Origin of the sequence: Aeromonas sp. 600282 (assembly GCF_049175755.1) — a bacterium.
Lineage (GTDB): Bacteria > Pseudomonadota > Gammaproteobacteria > Enterobacterales > Aeromonadaceae > Aeromonas > Aeromonas veronii_A.
This window is the reverse complement of record NZ_JAAKVR010000001.1, coordinates 217,680-235,936: the sequence shown is the minus strand read 5'-3', so window position 1 is coordinate 235,936 and position 18,257 is coordinate 217,680. Positions and strand designations below refer to the sequence as shown.

Below are 18,257 nucleotides of genomic sequence, written 5' to 3'. Positions count from 1 at the left end.
CGGCACTCATGCAGCTCCCAGTGTGACAAAGGGAGGGGGAGGCGACCAGCCGACTTTAGTCTCAGCTGTACCGCCTGTTCACACTCTGATAACGTGGTGGTATGACCAGTGAGTCAGTTTCAGGGATCAAGGGGAGGACAAGGGAGATGGAAAAACCAAGGATCAAGTGCGAGATCCACGACGGGATTGCCGAAGTGATGCTGACGCGGGGGGACAAACTCAATGCGCTGGACCGCGCCATGTTCAGCGCCATCGATGAGACATTGACGCAGCTCGCCCGGCACAAGGGGCTGCGGGCGGTGATCCTGCATGGCGAGGGGCGAGCCTTCTGCGCCGGGCTGGATGTGAAATCCATGCTGAGACAGCCGGTAGCGGCGCTCGATATTCTCAAGCGTGAAGCAGACGAGGCGACCAATCTGGCCCAGCGGGTTGCCTATGGCTGGCACCAGCTGCCGGTGCCGGTGATTGCGGTGACCCAGGGAGTCTGTTTTGGCGGTGGCTTGCAGATTGCGCTCGGCGCCGATTTTCGCTTCAGCACCCCCGATTGCCGCTTCTCGGTGATGGAGATCAAGTGGGGCATCATTCCCGACATGAGCGGTAGCGTCACCATGCGCAACCTGATGGGAGTGGATACCGCCATGGAGCTGGCCATGAGCGGGCGCGAGCTGGATGCCATCGAGGCCAAATCCCTCGGGCTGGTGAGTCGGGTCTGCGCCGATCCGCTGGTGGAGGCGCGGGAGTTTGCCCGCACTCTTATCACCAAGTCGCCGGATGCACTGGCGGGGATCAAGCAGCTCTACAGTCAGGCCTGGGCCCGCAGCGATGAGGCGATGCTGAAAGAAGAGACCCGCTTGCAAAAGCAGATCCTGGGGCGACCCAATCAGTGGCGGGCCACCCTTAACAGCCTGTTTCGCTGGCGCCTGCCCTTCGGGCCGCGCCGCAATCCGCTCTGAGATGAGGTGACAGGAAAAAGAAATGGCAGCCGAGGCTGCCATTTTTATCGAACGGTTATTTCGTGTCGGTTTAGGAGATCTTGCGATCCTGATCCGGCTCGAACTGATGGCCCGATTTCTCCCGCTCCAAGTTCTCTTCGGAGCGTTTGCCCACCCAGTAATCGGCGTTCTTGATGCCGAGCTTCTCCGGGTGGAATACGGGGTCAATCCCTTGTGCCTGCTGCGCTTCATAATCCTTCAGACAGGTGAAGGCGGTTTTTTGCAGCAGCAGGATGGCGATGATGTTGAGCCATGCCATCAGGCCGACCCCGATATCACCCATGCCCCACGCCAGATCTGCCGTCTTGACGGTGCCGTAGACAGTGGCAGCCATCAGCGCAATCTTCAGCAAGAAGGTGAGCCAGGGGCGATTTATCTTGCGGTTGATGTAGGCGATGTTGGTTTCGGCGATGTAGTAGTAGGCAACGATGGTGGTGAACGCGAAGAAGAACAGCGCGATGGCCACGAAAATGCTGCCAAAGCCCGGCATCATGCTCTCCATGGCGGTCTGCACATAGCCCGGGCCTGCTGCGATACCGGCAATACCCGTGTAGATGGCGGCGCCGTCCGGCCCTTGTACGTTATAGAGGCCGGTGATCAGCAGCATAAAGCCGGTGGCGGAGCAGACGAACAGGGTGTCGATATAGACGGAGAACGCCTGCACCAGACCCTGCTTAGCCGGGTGACTCACTGCCGCAGCAGAGGAGGCGTGCGGCCCGGTACCCTGACCCGCTTCGTTGGAGTAGACCCCGCGTTTTACCCCCCACATGATGGCCAGACCCAGAATGGCACCGAAACCGGCATCCAGACCGAAGGCGCTCTTCCAGATCAGCAGGATCACGCCCGGCAGCTGGCCGATATTGAGGGCGATGATGACGCAAGCCACGATGATGTAGCCCAGCGCCATAAAGGGTACTACGGTACTGGCGAAGTTGGCGATGCGCTTGACGCCACCGAAGATAATAAAGCCGAGCAGCAGCGCCAGACCGGCGGCTGTGACGTTCGGATCGATATTAAAGGCGGTCTGCAGGCTTGAACCGATGGAGTTGGCCTGCACGCCCGGCAGCAGCACGCCGCAGGCGAATACGGTCGCGATGGCGAAGGTCCAGGCGTACCACTTCATGCCAAGCCCTTTCTCGATATAGAAGGCCGGGCCGCCGCGGTATTCACCGTTGATCTTCTCTTTGTAAACTTGACCCAGAGTGGACTCCACGAAGGCGGAGCTGGCGCCGAGGAAGGCAACCATCCACATCCAGAACAGGGCGCCCGGGCCACCGAAGGTGATGGCGGTGGCCACACCGGCGATGTTACCGGTACCCACGCGACCTGCCAGGGTCATGGCCAGCGCCTGGAAGGAGGAGACACCGGCATCGGTGCTCTTGCCATCAAACATCAGGCGCACCATCTCTTTCATATGACGCAGTTGCAAAAAACGGGTGCGCAGGGAGAAGTAAAGACCGACCCCCAGACACAGGTAGATGAGCGCAGGGCTCCAGATTACACCATTGATGGCATTGACGATTTCATTCATGTACAACAACTCCTTTGTTGTGTTTGTGGCGCTGTCTTGGCGAGATCTTGGCCTCGCTCTCTGTCACAGTTAGGGGCTCATTTGTTAACAGTTTGAGGTAAGCAAACGAGGGTGGCTCCGAGTGGTTTGGCAGGGCGCAAACCCGCGCCATGCATGGGAGGTAACATATCGAGTTGCATCCATTCTTCCCAGCTAAAAATGTTGTCTTGTTGCAAATTTGTGAATTGACAAGGGTGGGGGGATAATGGCAGGCAGCGTTTTCTATGAGTAAAGATGAGATCCTCCTTGTTGATCTGCGCCAGACAATGTGACGGGCGTAACACAATGGAAAGCAAACATGAGGCCAACAATGAAAAATGATCCTGAGACGTTGACGATCCGTCCCCCTGAGGCCGACGACGGGAGCGCCATCGCCCACCTGTTCAGCCAATTGGGGTATCCTGCCGAAGGCGCTGACGTGACGGCGCGCCTGTTGGCGCCGGATCCCGCGAGCGTTGTGCTGCTCGCCTCCCTGGCCGACAGAGTGGTCGGTGTGCTGGTGTGGCACAAACTGGCACCGCTGCATGTTGCACCAGCTTGGGGCCTGATCTCGGCGCTGGTTGTCGATGAAGGGGCAAGAGGGGCGGGAGTGGGCGCAGCCCTGCTCAAGGGCGCCGAAGCGATAGCGCGGGCCGCAGGTTGCGCCCAGCTGGAGCTATCCAGTAGCCTCAAGCGCGAGGCGGCCCACCGTTTCTATCTGGCGCAGGATTATCAGGAGCGGCCGAAACGGTTCGTCAAACTGTTGTAACCTGTTGTTTGCATCAAAAGAAGGAGTAGGCGTGCTGGGATGGTTCAAATGGCTGGGTGGTCGCCCGCAAACGCCCATGAGTGAGGATGAGTTGGCGCTGTGGCGTCAGGCGCTGGCGGCTGTGCCCATCTTGCAAGGGCTCAGCGACACCGAGCAGACAATGCTTATCGGCTTGGGGCAACAGCTGCTCAAGCGCAAGACCCTGACCCTGATCGGGGTCGAGCTCAGCCGCCGTCAACAGGCGGTGCTGGCGCTGCAGGCGGCGTTGCCTATTCTGCACCTCGGCCTTGACTGGTATCGCGGCTTTCACGAAATCATCATCATTCCCGAGCCCGTGACCCGGCGTCAGGAAGTACAGGATGAGTTCGGGCTGGTGAGCGAGTTTGAAGAGGAGAACGCTGGCGAATCCTGGCCGCAAGGGCCGCTGGTGCTGGCCTGGAGCGAACTGCAGCAGGATGGCGACTGGGACGGCTTTAATCTGGTGATCCACGAGCTGGCCCACAAACTCGATATGCTGGGTGGTGAGGCGGACGGTGCGCCGCCGTTGCCGGGGCAGATGAGCAGCCTGCTGTGGCAACAGGCCTTTCAGAGCGCCTTCGATGCGCTCTGCCAGCAGCTTGATCGGGACGAGGTAACCGCTATCGATCCCTATGCGGCTGAACATCCCGCGGAGTTTTTCGCCGTTAGCTGCGAATGTTTCTTTACCGATCCGCTGCGGCTGCAGCAGGTTTATCCCGCGGTATACCGGCAACTGAGCCAGTTCTTTAGCCAGGATCCCGCCCTACGTTTCCCCGTGACCCGCTTGCTGGCGGGGGAGGTGGACGCCGGGTCACTTAGCTGATAACCGATCGGTTGAATGGTTATTCGAGATAGCAAAAAGGCACCCGAGGGTGCCTTTTTTACAATCTGAGTGGCTTGCCTATCAGGCAGCGGCTTTCAGCTGTACGGCGGCGGCTTTCTTGTGATCGCCGATCGGCATCACGGTGCGGCCGAACTGCTCGTTGATCACGGTGGCCATGGCCAGGTAGATGGCGCTGGCGCCACAGATGATGCCTTCGAAACCGGCGATGGTGCCGATCAGGGTGCTGCCGGTGAAGTCACGGGCGGCCAGCAGGAAGAACAGCACGGTCAGGGAGGCGAACACGAACTGCTTGGCGCGCGGGTAGTTGATGGTGCCAACCAGCATGAACAGGGTGAACATGCCCCACATCAGCAGATACCAACCCATGTAGGCGTGCGGAGTGGCTTCGGCCAGACCCATGGTCGGCATGATCAGCAGGAACACCAGGCTCAGCCAGAACAGGCCGTAGGAGGTGAACGCGGTCACACCGAAGGTGTTGCCACGCTTGTACTCCATGATGCCAGCAATGATCTGGGCGATGCCGCCGTAGCACAGGCCCATGGCCAGGATCATGGCGCTGATGGGGAAGAAACCTGCGTTATGGATGTTCAGCAGGATGGTGGTCATACCGAAACCCATCAGACCCAGAGGGGCAGGGTTGGCCAATTTTTCGCTCACGTGGCGTTCTCCAAAAATAGAGGTGGGGGTTAACAAAAGACGCGCGATTTTAGGCAGGCTGTGGCGCGCCCGCAAGGGGGCAATGGGGATAAATCGTAAAAAAACTACGTGATTATTTGCATCAGAGGCCAAATGCTCACCAAGGCAGGCTGTTTGGTGAGCAAAAGGTGTCAAAATAGTTGAGGGGTTGTATTTTTATTACGCTTTTTACGAAGTGCGGCGGCGTCACTGATCCAGTGTCAGGATCACTTTGGCTTCCTTGTCCTCTTCCTTGACCTGGCTGTCGAGCACGAACAGCCGCTCCGGGGCGATCCCCTGGCTGTCGACCAGAAACTCCTTGGTGTTTTGCGCCCGGCGCATGGCGAGATTGCGCAGGGATTTGGCGGTGATGAGCTGCTGATCACGCAGCAGGATCACCGCCTGGGCTCGCAGTGCCGTGCTCTCTTCATCCAGATGGAGGCGGTCCGCCAGATCTTCCAGATCTTCGCCAAAGCGCTCTTCATAGGCCTGGGCCAGCGCCTCTTGCAGGGCGGGGTCCTGTTCCAGCAGGTCGAGATCCGCCTGATTGCCGGTGAGCTTGGCCAGTACCCGTTCCAGCTTTTGCCGTTGCAGGATGGGGCGCTCCTCGTTGAAGTTGACCTTGCCGCGAATGTTCATGCTGAGCTTGGGTCTATCCTTGAGGGCCTGCGCCAGCTTGACCAGTTTCTCCTGCTGGGTGGGGGTGAGATCGGGATCCCCCGGCAGGAAGGGAAGTTCGTCGAGATCTTCGGTGCCATCGGCCAGCGAGGCGAGCAGGGAGAAGGGGGAGGTGATCGCCTTGCTCAGGGTGTTGCCCAGCACATCCCAGAAGATATTGCCGATGCTGAAGTCCGGTTGATCGAGATCCCCCTTCACCTTGAGGTTCATCTGTATCACCCCGTTGGCATCGCTCAGCAGGGCGATGGCCAGCCCCAGCGGCAGATCCTTGGCCTGATCGCTCTTGATCTTCTCGCCCAGTTGCAGCTTCTTGATGGTGATGTCGTTATCCCCCTCCAGCCGGTTGCCCTCCAGTTTGTAGTGCAGTTTCATGGAGAGCTGCCCCTTGTCGATGGCATAACCGGCATAGGTGCCCGAATAGGGGGTAAAGGTGGTGAGCTCCAGATTGTGGAAAGCGACCGCGATGTCGAGGATCGGGTTGGCCACCAGCAGGTTGGTACCGCCGCGAATGGTCACCGGTGCATAGCGATCCACCTTGCCGTTGAAGGCGAGATCGGAGCGTTGCCCCGGAATATTGCTGATATGGCGACTTTGGCCGCCCAGCGAGGCGATATCGGCCACAAAATCCTGACTCAGACTGCGGTCGGCAAAGCGCAGGTTGCCCTGCTCGGTGCGCAGCTGATCAATGGTGAAACGAAAGTCGGGAGCCTTGCTGCCTGCCGCCGCTTGAGTACTTTTGGCTGCCGCCGGCTGCGGCAGCAGCAGTTGTTGCAGGTTGGTGGTGCCATCTTCGTTGATCTCGATGCGGGCGAAGGGCTTGTTCAGGGCAATGTCCTTGATCCGCATCTGCTGGCTGATGCCGTCGTACGTCAGACCGGTGAGAGCCAGGGTGTTGAACTCCAGCAGCCGCTGATTGTCTGCCCGATCGACCACCTTGAGCCCGTTGACATCGAGCCCCCCCTGCAGGGTCAGCTTGCTGAGATCTCCCTGGGCGGTGGTGGCGAGATCAAGGCGGGTCTTGCTGCTCAGCAGCCCGTTTTGCACCTTGATGCGTACCAGATCGGCCAGATAGGGCTGTGCCAGCGTCAGGGGTAGCCCCTGCTGGTTGATGTCGCCGCTTAAGGTGAAAGGAGTCAGGGTCAGTTGGCCATCAAAGGCGAGGGGGCTGCTCTGGTTGAACTGGGTGGCCAGAGTCAGTTTGCTCGGTTGCTCCCCCTTGCTGCCCAGTGGCCCCAACGCCAGCTTGAGACCGGAGAGCTGGCGTGCCTGCGGTTTGCCGCTGCTCGATTCGGTGAGAGTGAGATCGCCCTTGTCGATGGTGATCTGCTTGATCTGCCACTGCCAGGGTTTGTCTGCCCCTTGTTTCTTGCCGTTACCGGCTGTCTTTGCTTGTTGTGCCGACTTGGGCGCCGCATTGTTGGCCACCTCGTTTGCGGCGTTGGCTTCTTTGACGGGCTTGGCGGGGGCCTGTTCAATCAGCAAGTCAGCCAGATCCAGTTCCTGCTGTGGGTTGAGGGTGGCCTTGAGCAGGGGCTGTTGCAGGGTCACCTTGCCGATCTGGAGCGACTGTTTCTGGCCATCGACAGCCAGATCGCTAAGGGCCAACTGGCCGAAGCGGGCAAATTCGTCGCCCTTGTGTTTTTTAAGCTGCCAGTTGTCCAGGGTCAGCTTGCCTTTGGACAATTGCCACAGTACCCCTTGCTTGCTCTCTTTAAGCTGGTACTCCACCTCTGCATTGGCGTGGCCCTTGGCCAGATCCAGCTTGAGATAGGGTGCCCAGAGCGGGGCGAAGGGTTTCAGCTCGACCTGTTTGAGGCTCACCTTGCCCTGACCCATGCCGCTCATCACATCGAGTTTGCCGTGAGCGGAGAGACTGCTTTTGCCGTTGATGGCGGCGTTCAGCTGATAGGCGGTCGGGTGATTTGCCTCGGTGCGCAGGTTATCGAGCTTGAGGGCCACTTTTTCCAGATTGAGGGGCGGCAACCAGCCAGGTTCGCTCTCCTTGCGTTGATCCTGATAGCGCACATGGCCGTCAGTGACATTGACACTGGCAATATCGACCAATAGCGGGGCGCTGGCTGTTTCGGGCTCGGGGGCGGGCGCAGGGGCGAGCAGGGTCGCCAGCGCATCGGTCAGATTGAGTCGAACATCCCCCTTTTTGTCTGCCAGCCGTTGCAGCAGCACCACGGGTTTGGTCAGGGTGACGGCGGAAAGCACGACCTCTTTCTGCTGCCAGCTGGCTTGCAGGTCGGGGGTGATAAAGAGCTGCTCAAAACGGATGATGGGCTGCTGTTTGGCATCGAGCAGGGCGGTCGCGCCGAGGGTGAGAGATGGGTTGCGCAGCCCTACGTCAATCTCCCCCAGCGTCAGTTGCAGGCCATAGTGTTCGGCCAGCCAGCCGGGCAGATAGCGCTGGACCAGACGGGGGGTTTGCCACAGCAGCAGGGTGATCAGGATAAGAAGCAGCAGAAAAGCGTAGGCAAGGTAGCGCAGCAAGCGGAGCTTGGGGGACGCGGGCTCAGTGGTGTTCATTTGGTGCACTCCCATTTGGTTCCCGCCATGGTACAGAAAAGCTGGATAGTAATCATGGGGTTGCGTGCTGTTGTACGCCGTACTTTGTCCAAAGGCGATCCAGTTCACCCTTTTGTTGCAGCGCTGCCAACCACTGTTCCAGCTGGGCAGGGGTAATGGGGGCCGCAGGGTGAAGGATGGCGCGGTGTTGATACTGTTGATCCCATTTTTGCGAGATCAGCAGCTGGTCGGCGGTGTCGGGATGGGCCAGCAGATACTGGTTAAGGTATGAGACGTTGAGAATGGCTACCTCGCCACGTCCTTTGAGCAGCGCTTGCAGGGCGCTGATGTTGTCCTTGACCAAGGTGATATTGAGCTTGCGCTGCAGGTAGAGGGGATCAGCATTGAACTGGCCGACGCCGTAGTGGTAGCCGGTCACCCCGATAAGATGATGCCGAGAGGGGTCATCGAAAAAGCGCTGATCTCGGCCCGTTTTGTTCAGGGCCACATAGACCTCACCACCACCGAGAAAGGGGGCTGTTATCTTGAATTTATCTGTGTCCCAGCCCCACTTGGTGTCTTCAAACAGCATCAGCGAGAAACGGCCCAGATCGAGCGCCTTGTAACGGTTGGCGGCCGATGTGGGAACAAACACGAATCTTACCTCTTGCTGGATCTCGTTTAGCTTGGCGATGAGGTCCAGCGTCAGCCCTTCATAGCTGGAATCGGGGAGTTTGACCACAAAGGGGGCATAGGGGTATCCACCAACCTTGATGAGGGGATGGCTCCAGCCAGAGAGGCTGAACAAGAGCAAAAACCAGCACCAATATCTCATGGGATCCCCAGGGCAATAGCTTGCTCCCAGATTCGGTTAATCTGCGCCAGTTTTCAAGCTGTTAAGGGAATTAACACAGCGCTGTTCGGCGGCTTCCAGCTCGGCCATCACCATCTGGATATCCTCCAGTTGCTGGCGCAGGGCGCCGCGTTTTGCCTCGATCAGCTGGATCATGGAGTGGAGCTGGGTTTTGCTCGATTTGTCGGTGTCGTACATATCGAACAGCTCGCGGATCTCGGCCAGGCTAAACCCCAGCCGTTTGCCGCGCAGGGTCAATTTGAGCCGGATCTTGTCCCGATGGCTGTAGATGCGGGTTTGCCCCTCCCGCAGCGGGGTGAGCAGCCCCTCATCCTCGTAGTAGCGGATGGTGCGCGGCGTGACATCGAATTCGTGGGCCAGCTCCGAAATGCTGTAGGTGATCTCCTTGCCGGGCAGGGAACGGGACATGGTTATGACTCCTGTTGCCGGGAGAGTGGCTGGCAGAGGCGTGCACGCAGCCGCTCGGCATTGGCGTGCAGAGCCTGACCGACCCGCGAGCCGTTGGGGCGAGCGAGCTGCTCGCTGACCCACTGGCCGGTGGCGGCCAATTTGTCGAGATCCACCCCGGTCGTCATGCCAAGGCCGTGCAGCAGGTAGACCACCTCTTCTGACGCCACATTGCCGGAAGCGCCCGGGGCATAGGGGCAGCCGCCAAGCCCCGCCACAGAACAGTCGATGGTGCGAATGCCGCGCTCCAGCGCGGGTAGCAGGTTGGCCAACCCCTGGCCGTAGGTGTCGTGAAAATGGACCGCGAGTCGACCCGCCGGGATCTCGTGCAGCACCGCATCCAGCATGGGCGCCACCGTGCCCGGAGTGCCGACGCCTATGGTGTCCCCCAGCGAAATTTCGTGGCAACCGAGATCCAGCAGTTGCTCGGCCATGGCTGCGACCCGTTTCGGCCGGGTCGGGCCATCGAACGGGCAGGCGATGACGGTGGAGAGGTAGCCGCGCACCTTGATGCCGAGGCGGCGCGCCTCCTGCACCAGCGGGGCGAAGCGCACCAGCGACTCTTCCACGCTGATGCCGATATTGGCGCGGGTAAAACCGTCGGAGCAGGCGGTGAAGAGGCCAATCTCATCGGCGCGGGCGGCAATGGCTGCCTGCAAGCCTTGCAGATTAGGCACCAGTGCGCCGTAACGGGTTGAGCCCTTGCGCGGCAGTGCCTCGAACAGCGCTGCGGAGTCCGCCATCTGCGGCACCTTTTTGGCAGAGACAAAGGCACCGACCTCGATGCGCTGCAGACCGCTGTCGGTAAGGCGCTGGATCAGCTCCAGCCGCTGTACCAGGGAGAGGGGCGCAGCTTCATTTTGCAGGCCATCGCGCGGCCCCATCTCCACCAGACTGACCCTGTCGTCACGGACGTCCTGTGATCGGTTCATGGGTGTTCCTCCTGTGAAGCAGTCTCTTCGGCAAAGCGCACCAGCACGGTCCCCTGGCTTACCTGCTCGCCCTGTTTGCACTGCAGGGCTTCAATTACCCCGTCCCGCTCTGCGCGCAACTGGTGCTCCATCTTCATCGCCTCCAGTACCAGCAGGGGGTGCCCCTTGCTGACCGTTTGCCCCTGCTCGACCAGCACGGCCACCACGATGCCGTGCATGGGCGCGATGGCGCCCTGCGCCTTCTCGTTTGCCTGCTCATGGTGGTGGCTGTGCTGCCGATCATCGGCCGCGAAGCGGATGCGCTGGCCCCCCAGGGTCATGATGAAGGCTGCCTCCGAGCCTGCGACCGTCTGAATGGGGATCTGTTGCCAGCAGCCACCCTGCTGCAGCCGGATATGATCGTCACCTCTCTGGTAGCAATGAGTCTCCCCTTGCCACTCGAACTGGCCGCCATGATCGTTAAGGGTCAATACCCGGTGCTCATCACCGATGCGCACCGCCGCCGTCCAGCAGCGATCCGGTCCCAGCCGAAATCCGCAGGCTTGCTGCCAGGGGGAGTGACCCGCAGGGCGGCTCGCCAGCCAGAGGGTGGCCAGCGGCCAGGCGAGTTCAGGAATGGGCTGCGCTGTGGTGGGGATGGGCCACTGGGTATGGTGGCCCATGGCCAAGACGTCAGGCTCTTCACAAAGGCGTAGCAAGAGCGCGCCGTTGTGCACCAGCGGGCCGAGATCCAGCGCAGCCAGCGCATCGGCAAGTTTGGCGAACGCCTCGGCGCGGCTCTGGCCGTGGGCGATCAGCTTGGCGATCATGGGATCGTAATAGGGGCTCACCTCATCGCCAGCGGTGACGCCAGTGTCGATGCGCACGCTGACGGGCCAGTGGAGCCAGTGGATAGGCCCGCTGGCAGGCAAAAAACCGGCCGCCACATCCTCGGCGTAGAGGCGCGCCTCCACCGCATGGCCGCGCAGCACCACTTCCTCCTGAGTGAGTGGCAGTGGCTTGCCCTCGGCCACGGCCAGCTGCCAGGCCACCAGATCCTGCCCGGTCACCGCTTCGGTGACCGGATGCTCTACCTGCAGCCGGGTGTTCATCTCCATAAAGAAGAACTCATCCTTGCAGAGCAGGAACTCGATGGTGCCAGCCCCCTGATAGTGGATGGCCTTGGCTGCGGCCACGGCTGCCTCCCCCATGGCGCGGCGCAGAGCCGGAAGGATGTCGGGGGCGGGCGCCTCTTCGATCACCTTCTGATGGCGTCGCTGCAAGGAGCAGTCCCTGTCCCCCAGATAGATGGCGTTGCCGAGGCTATCGGCAAAGACCTGTACTTCCACATGGCGAGCTTGGGGCAGATAGCGCTCCAGCAGCACCAGATCGTCACCAAAGGCGGCCTTGGCTTCCCGTTTGACTGCCGCCAGCGACTCGTCAAAGTCGGCCAGCTGATCGACCCGACGCATCCCCTTGCCACCGCCGCCACTGGCTGCCTTGATAAGTAGCGGGAAGCCAATCTGGCTCGCCTGATCGCGCAAGAAGTCCGGTCGTTGATCCGTGCCGTGATAGCCGGGCAGCACAGGTACGCCGGCAGCCTGCATCAGCGCCTTGGCCCCCGATTTGTCGCCCATGGCGAGAATGGCGGCGCCGCTTGGGCCGACAAAGCGCAGGCCGCGCTGTTCGCAGGCGGTGGCAAAATCGCTGTTTTCCGACAGAAAACCGTAACCGGGATGGATGGCATCGGCGTGCGCCTCTTTGGCAATCTTCAGCACCTTGCCGGTGTCGAGATAACTCTCTTTGGCCGGTGCGGGCCCCAGATGCCAGGCCTCATCGGCCAGACGGGTGTGCATGGCGTGGGCGTCGGCACCGGAGTAGAGGGCGATGGTGTGGATGCCGAGGCGTTTAGCCGTCTTGATGATGCGCACGGCGATTTCGCCGCGATTGGCAATCAGCAGGCGCTTAATTTGAGTGTGATGGGTCATGTCTCATCCTTGAAACGGGGACGCCAGGCGGGAGGGCGTTTGTCAAAGAAGGCCTGCATCCCCTCCTGGGCTTCGAGCCCCACCCGAACCCGGGCGATGGTCTCGACAGTTTTCTCTTCGTGCAGGCGGGAAGGATGGGCCTCTATCGCCGCCAGCAGCCGTTTGGTCTCTTTCATCGCTTCCGGCCCGTTGCGGCACAGACGAAGGGCTTGCACCCGTCCCTCCGCCAGCAGTTGATCCGGTTGGCAGAGTTGGTGTGCCACATTGAGCCGACAGGCGGTGATGGCATCGAACGGCTCGGCAGTGAGCATGTAGCGGCGCGCCTGACGCATTCCCATGGCGCGTACCACGTAGGGGCTGATCACCGCAGGCACTAGCCCGAGGCTTACCTCTGATAGGCAAAAGCGGGCATCGTCGCTGACCAGCACCAGATCGCAGGCACAGATCAGCCCCAGCGCCCCGCCATAGGCGGCCCCTTGCACCAGCGCCACCGTAGGGAAGGGGAGCTCGTCGAGGGTCTGCATCAGCCGCGCCAGTACCCGGGCGTCTTCGCGATTGTGCTCGAAATCGGCGTGGGCCAGATTACGCATCCAGTTTAGGTCGGCGCCCGCGCAGAAGTGCTTGCCCTCGGCCCGCAGCAGCAGGGCGTGAGGACGTTCGGCGAGATCATGACCATGGAGATGGGCCAGATCATCGAGGCAGTCGAGCAGCCCCAGCATCAGGTCGGCATCAAAGGCGTTGTGGCGGGCCGGGCGCGACAGCACCAGCTCGGCCAGCGGGCCATGCCGCTCCAGCCGAAACGGGCCCTGTGTTGAAGAGCCAAGTGCTGAGGAAGTAAGTGGATCTGACATAGGTTTGCTCCTTACATCCGGAAGATGCCGTACTGCTCGGTTTCAATGCGGGCACCCTGACAGGCGGCGAGCGCCAGCGCCAGCACGGTGCGGCTCTGGGCCGGGTCGATGACGCCATCATCCCAGAGGCGGGCGCTGGCGTAGTAGGGGTGACCCTGGCGCTCATACTGCTCGATCACCGGGGCTCGGATGGCGGCCGCTTCCTGCTCGCTCAACTCTTTGCCCTCGGCAGCCAGCTTGTCCCGACGCACCTGTACCAGCACTCCGGCAGCTTGTTCGCCCCCCATGACAGAGATACGGCTGTTGGGCCAGCTAAAGAGAAAATCGGGCTCATAAGCGCGGCCACACATGCCGTAGTTGCCAGCACCAAAGCTGCCACCGACGATCAGGGTGATCTTGGGCACCCGGCTGCAGGCCACTGCGGTGACCAGCTTGGCGCCGTGCTTGGCGATCCCCTCCTTTTCTGCGCTGCTCCCCACCATAAAGCCGGTGATGTTCTGCAAAAAGAGTAGCGGGATGGCGCGGCGATTACAGAGCTGGATAAAGTGGGCCCCCTTCTGGGCGCTGTCGCTGTGCAGCACGCCGTTGTTGGCGAGGATCCCCACCTCCATGCCGCAAATACGGGCAAAGCCGGTCACCAGTGTGGTACCGAACAGCGCCTTGAATTCGTCAAAGTCAGAGCCATCCACCAGCCGTGCAATCAGTTCGCGGGCGTCGTAAGGGCGTTTGAGACTGGTGCCCACCAGACCGTAGAGCTCCTCGATCGGGTAGCAGGGTGGCTCGTAGCCGGGGCTGCTCTCTATCGGCTCGTTACCCAGATGAGTAACCAGCGTGCGGGCGATGGCCAGCGCATGGGCATCGTCACGGGCCATATGATCAGCAACTCCCGAGTGGGCGCAGTGTACCTCGGCGCCGCCCAGGGCCTCGGCGCTGATCTCCTCGCCGGTGGCGGCCTTGACCAGCGGCGGACCCGCCAGAAAGATGGTGGCTTGCTCCCTGACCATGATGGATTCATCAGCCATGGCGGGCACATAGGCGCCGCCAGCGGTGCAGAGCCCCATCACCACTGCCAGTTGAGGGATGTTTTGGGCCGACATGCGGGCCTGGTTGTAGAAGATGCGGCCAAAGTGATCCCGGTCGGGGAACACCTCGTCCTGCATCGGCAAGAAGGCGCCTCCGGAATCCACCAGATAGAGGCAGGGGAGACGCAGCCGCTCGGCGATGGTCTGGGCGCGCAGGTGTTTTTTCACCGTGAGCGGGTAGTAGGTACCACCCTTCACGGTGGCGTCGTTCACCACCAGCATGCAGAGCCTGCCCGAGACCCGGCCGATGCCGGTGATGATACCGGCGGCGGGTACCGGCTCGTCATAGACCTGCCAGCCAGCCAGCGCCGACAGTTCGAGAAAGGGGGAGCCCGGGTCCAGCAGCTGATTGATGCGCTCGCGGGGCAGCAGCTTGCCACGGGCCTGATGGCGGGCGTTGTTGGCCGCGCCGCCCCCTTGCGCAATCTCGGCAATGCGGGCGTGGAGATCGTCGACCAGCCCCTGCATGGCGGCTCGATTGGCCGCATATTCCGGGCTCGCCGTGTCGAGGCGGGAGTGGATACGACTCATGCATTTTCTCCCATCAGCTCGCGGCCGATGAGCCAGCGGCGGATCTCCGAGGTGCCGGCGCCGATCTCGTAGAGTTTGGCGTCCCGCAGTAGGCGGCCAGTGGGGTATTCGTTGATGTAACCGTTGCCGCCGAGCAGCTGGATAGCGTCGAGGGCCATCTGGGTGGCGTTTTCGGCGGCAAACAGGATGGCTGCGGCGCAATCTTTACGGCTGGTGCGACCCTGATCGCAGGCGCTCGCCACCGAGTAGACCAGCGCCCGGCTGCTGGCGAGGCGGGTATACATGTCGGCGAGCTTGCCCTGCACCAGCTGGAACTCGCCGATGGCTTGACCAAACTGCTTGCGCTCACGCACATAGGGCAGCACTACATCCATACAGGCCTGCATGATGCCAAGGGGGCCCGCAGCCAGCACCACCCGCTCGTAATCGAGCCCGCTCATCAGCACCTTGACCCCGCCGTGCAGGGTGCCCAGCAGGTTTTCCTGCGGCACCCGGCAGTTGTCGAACACCAGCTCGCAGGTGCTGGAGCCGCGCATCCCCAGCTTGTCGAGCTTCTGGGCGGTAGAAAAACCGGGAGTGCCGGCTTCAACGATAAAGGCAGAAATTCCTTTGGGGCCCGCACTGGTATCTGTCTTGGCATAGATGACGAAGGTGTCGGCATCGGGACCGTTGGTGATCCACATCTTGTTGCCGTTCAGCACGAAGTGATCGCCCTCGCGCTCCGCGGTGAGGCGCATGTTGACCACATCGGAGCCTGCGCCCGGCTCGCTCATGGCCAGTGCCCCCACATGCTCGCCACTCACCAGCGGTGGCAGGTAGCGCGCTTTCTGTTCCGCCGTGCCGTGGCGGTGGATCTGGTTGATGCAGAGATTGGAGTGGGCGCCATAGGAGAGGCCGACCGAGGCGCTGGCGCGGCTCACCTGCTCCATCACCAGCACGTGGGCCAGATAGCCGAGGTTCACCCCGTCATACTCCTCCGCCACCGTGATGCCGTGCAGCCCCAGTTCACCCATCCGGGGCCAGAGATCACGGGGAAAGGCGTTGCTCTGATCGATCTCGCTGGCGCGCGGGGCGATCACTTTCTGGCAGAAGGCCGCAACCTGTTCGGTCAGGGCATTCAGGGTCTCATCCATCTGCATCCATGCTCTCCTTGCGGATATGACAGTCGGGTTGGAAGGTTGGCTCGACCGGCTGACTCGGCGTTACGGCTGGCAGTGGTCGGTCCATTTTGTACTTCACTTCTGCCACAAGTTTACGTTAGCGTAAACGTAAATCAATTGTTAATCTGTTGTGTGTCGATAGATAGGTGGTAGTGAGAGCGTCATCAGCTACCACGACAACAGCGCCATAGTGGCAGATCCGAATGACGCAGCGTGTGGGCGCCGCGTCATAAAGCGCTAACGCAGGAAAATAAGCGCGGGGCAACAAGGGAGCGAACGACAAGATGGATTTTACCCTGACCGATGATCAACAGGCGTATGTGGAGGCCGCCGCCGCCTTTGCCGATGAGGCGCTCAAACCCCATGCCGCGCGCTGGGACAAGGAGCATGAGTTTCCGATCCCGACCATCAAGCAGGCGGCAGAGCTAGGTTTTTGTGGCCTCTATACCCCGGAGCCGTTTGGCGGATTGGGGCTGCCGCGCCTCGATGCGAGCCTCATCTTCGAGCGTCTTGCCATGGGCTGTACCTCGACCACGGCGTATCTGACCATCCACAACATGGTGAGCTGGATGCTGGGTAACTGGTTGCCCACCGAGGTTGCCAAGGAGTGGGTGCCCAAACTGGCCAGCGGCGAGCTGCTGGGCTCCTATTGCCTCACCGAGCCGGGGGCTGGCTCCGATGCGGCGGCACTCAAGACCCGGGCGGTGCGCGAGGGTGATAGCTACCTCATCGAGGGAACCAAGGTCTTTATCTCGGGAGCGGGCAGCACTGACGTGCTGGTGGTGATGGCCCGTACCGGTGGTGAAGGTGCGAAGGGGATCTCTGCCTTTATGGTGCCGGCTAATGCCCCCGGCGTGAGCTATGGCAAGGCAGAAGAGAAGATGGGCTGGAACAGCCAGCCGACCCGGGAGGTTGTTTTCAACGGGGTTCGCATTCCTGCCTGCTATCGGTTGGGCGAAGAGGGGGAAGGATTCAAGTTCGCCATGCAGGCCCTCGATGGTGGGCGCATCAATATTGCCACCTGTTCGGTGGGCACCGCCCAGCAGGCGCTGGACGATGCGCTGGCTTATGTGCAGCAGCGCCAGCAATTTGGTCATCCGATCAGCGAATTCCAGAGCGTGCAGTTTCGCCTGGCCGATATGGCGACCGAGCTGGCTGCCGCCCGTTTGCTGGTGCGTCAGGCCGCCGACAAACTGGATCGCGGGGCACCCGACAAGAGTGCCTGGTGTGCCATGGCCAAACGGTTTGCCACCGATGTGGGTTATCGAATCTGTGATGAGGCTCTGCAACTCTTTGGCGGCTATGGTTATATCCGCGAGTATCCGCTCGAGCGCTATCTGCGCGATACCCGGGTACACCGCATTCTGGAGGGCACCAACGAGGTGATGCGACTCATCATCGCGCGCCGCCTGCTGGCCGATCCCGGCTTGTCGCTGGGCTAACCGGTGGTCGCATCAAGGGTGTGTTGCCTGCCACCCGATTTGCACCATGCCGGTTTCGGCTTTGTGAGCCAGCCACAGGTTGGTGTCATTCAAGCCTGTCATCATGGCGGCAGCTTCATCGAGAAGGACAATGTTATGACAAGGATCAGACTCGAATATCATGGCCACGTGGCCTATATCACCCTCGACCATCCCCCTGCCAACACCTGGACCCTCGCCAGCCTGCAGGCCTTTTTGCAGATGATGGTGGAGCTCGACAGTCGTCCCGATGTGGTGGCACTGGTGATCCGTGGTGCGGGCGACAAATTTTTCTGCGCCGGTGCCGACCTCAATATGTTTGTTGAGGGGAATGTCGAGCTTGCCCGTGAAGTAGCCGAGGCCTTTGGCAAGGCCTTCGAGGCGCTGGCCCGCTTTCACGGCGTCAGTATCGCCGCCATCAATGGTTATGCCATGGGCGGTGGCCTGGAAGTGGCGCTGGCCTGTGATATCCGCATCGCCGAGCAGCAGGCGTTGCTGGGACTGCCGGAAGCCTCGGTGGGCTTGCTTCCCTGTGCCGGTGGCACCCAGCGTTTGACCGAGCTGGTGGGGCCGGGCTGGGCCAAGCGGATGATCCTCTGCGGTGAGAAGGTGAGTGCCTCGCTGGCCTACGAGATGGGGCTGGTGGAGGAGGTGGTGAAAACCGGTCAGGCGTGGGAGGCCGCGCACCAGATGGCCCATCTGGTGGAGCGCCAGAGCCCGAGTGCCCTGCGCGCCTGTAAAACCCTGATCAATCAGGGCCGCAGTGGCCCGCGGGATGCCGCCTTGCCCCTTGAGCGGTCGCTGTTTCTCGATCTCTTTAGCGATGCCAACCAGCGTGAAGGGGTGGCCGCCTTCCTGGAGAAACGCTTACCGCGCTGGCAATATGGCCCAACAGAGTAAATCCATACGGAGCCGTT

Annotated in this window: 15 protein-coding genes; 5 read left to right on the top strand and 10 right to left on the bottom strand. The window is 61.2% G+C overall.

Annotation, left to right across the window (positions count from 1 at the left end):
• The first annotated feature begins 146 nt into the window (after positions 1-146).
• Positions 147-953, top strand: a complete 807-nt coding sequence (locus G5137_RS01075; protein ID WP_216953774.1) for a crotonase/enoyl-CoA hydratase family protein — start codon at positions 147-149, stop codon at positions 951-953.
• A 70-nt stretch (positions 954-1,023) separates the two neighbouring features.
• Here the strand turns inward: G5137_RS01075 and G5137_RS01070 are convergent, their stop codons facing one another.
• Complete coding sequence (locus tag G5137_RS01070) at positions 1,024-2,523, bottom strand: alanine/glycine:cation symporter family protein (RefSeq protein ID WP_100645999.1); 1,500 nt, start codon at positions 2,521-2,523, stop codon at positions 1,024-1,026.
• 349 nt (positions 2,524-2,872) lie between these two features.
• Between G5137_RS01070 and G5137_RS01065 the strand changes: the two genes are divergently transcribed.
• Together G5137_RS01065 and G5137_RS01060 are read left to right on the top strand one after the other, a co-directional pair.
• Positions 2,873-3,310, top strand: coding sequence for a GNAT family N-acetyltransferase (locus G5137_RS01065; RefSeq protein WP_204483368.1), 438 nt, complete (start codon positions 2,873-2,875; stop codon positions 3,308-3,310).
• A 76-nt stretch (positions 3,311-3,386) separates the two neighbouring features.
• Positions 3,387-4,151, top strand: a complete 765-nt coding sequence (locus G5137_RS01060) for a zinc-dependent peptidase (RefSeq protein WP_421254874.1) — start codon at positions 3,387-3,389, stop codon at positions 4,149-4,151.
• An 81-nt stretch (positions 4,152-4,232) separates the two neighbouring features.
• On the opposite strand, the gene G5137_RS01055 is transcribed toward G5137_RS01060, so the two are convergent.
• The 9 genes from G5137_RS01055 to G5137_RS01015 all read right to left on the bottom strand — a co-directional run bounded on the left by G5137_RS01055 (position 4,233) and on the right by G5137_RS01015 (position 15,859).
• A complete protein-coding gene (locus tag G5137_RS01055; protein WP_005336948.1) occupies positions 4,233-4,829 on the bottom strand; it encodes an acetate uptake transporter in 597 nt (198 codons plus the stop codon).
• Positions 4,830-5,054: 225 nt separating this feature from the next.
• Complete coding sequence (locus G5137_RS01050) at positions 5,055-8,057, bottom strand: DUF748 domain-containing protein (RefSeq protein ID WP_421254776.1); 3,003 nt, start codon at positions 8,055-8,057, stop codon at positions 5,055-5,057.
• Between the two features lie 52 nt (positions 8,058-8,109).
• Positions 8,110-8,871 (bottom strand): substrate-binding periplasmic protein, encoded by a 762-nt coding sequence (locus G5137_RS01045; protein ID WP_421230756.1) that lies wholly within the window; start codon positions 8,869-8,871, stop codon positions 8,110-8,112.
• 36 nt (positions 8,872-8,907) lie between these two features.
• Positions 8,908-9,318 (bottom strand): MerR family transcriptional regulator, encoded by a 411-nt coding sequence (locus G5137_RS01040; RefSeq protein WP_005336945.1) that lies wholly within the window; start codon positions 9,316-9,318, stop codon positions 8,908-8,910.
• Positions 9,319-9,320: 2 nt separating this feature from the next.
• On the bottom strand, positions 9,321-10,289 hold the full coding sequence (locus tag G5137_RS01035) for a hydroxymethylglutaryl-CoA lyase (protein ID WP_421254775.1): 969 nt from the start codon (positions 10,287-10,289) through the stop codon (positions 9,321-9,323).
• A complete protein-coding gene (locus tag G5137_RS01030) occupies positions 10,286-12,256 on the bottom strand; it encodes an acetyl/propionyl/methylcrotonyl-CoA carboxylase subunit alpha (RefSeq protein WP_421254774.1) in 1,971 nt (656 codons plus the stop codon). The genes G5137_RS01035 and G5137_RS01030 overlap by 4 nt, the downstream gene beginning before the upstream one ends.
• Positions 12,253-13,107, bottom strand: coding sequence for an enoyl-CoA hydratase-related protein (locus G5137_RS01025; protein ID WP_270817179.1), 855 nt, complete (start codon positions 13,105-13,107; stop codon positions 12,253-12,255). Before G5137_RS01025 ends, G5137_RS01030 begins: the two co-directional genes overlap by 4 nt.
• 11 nt (positions 13,108-13,118) lie before the next feature.
• A complete protein-coding gene (locus G5137_RS01020) occupies positions 13,119-14,720 on the bottom strand; it encodes a carboxyl transferase domain-containing protein (RefSeq protein ID WP_421254773.1) in 1,602 nt (533 codons plus the stop codon).
• On the bottom strand, positions 14,717-15,859 hold the full coding sequence (locus tag G5137_RS01015) for an isovaleryl-CoA dehydrogenase (RefSeq protein ID WP_421254772.1): 1,143 nt from the start codon (positions 15,857-15,859) through the stop codon (positions 14,717-14,719). The genes G5137_RS01020 and G5137_RS01015 overlap by 4 nt, the downstream gene beginning before the upstream one ends.
• A 305-nt stretch (positions 15,860-16,164) precedes the next feature.
• On the opposite strand from G5137_RS01015, the gene G5137_RS01010 reads away from it, so the two are divergent.
• Both G5137_RS01010 and G5137_RS01005 read left to right on the top strand, forming a co-directional pair.
• Positions 16,165-17,322 carry an acyl-CoA dehydrogenase family protein gene (locus G5137_RS01010; RefSeq protein ID WP_421254771.1) on the top strand — a complete coding sequence of 386 codons (1,158 nt, stop codon included), beginning with the start codon at positions 16,165-16,167 and terminating at the stop codon, positions 17,320-17,322.
• Between the two features lie 135 nt (positions 17,323-17,457).
• A complete protein-coding gene (locus tag G5137_RS01005; RefSeq protein ID WP_005336930.1) occupies positions 17,458-18,240 on the top strand; it encodes an enoyl-CoA hydratase in 783 nt (260 codons plus the stop codon).
• Positions 18,241-18,257: the final 17 nt, after the last annotated feature.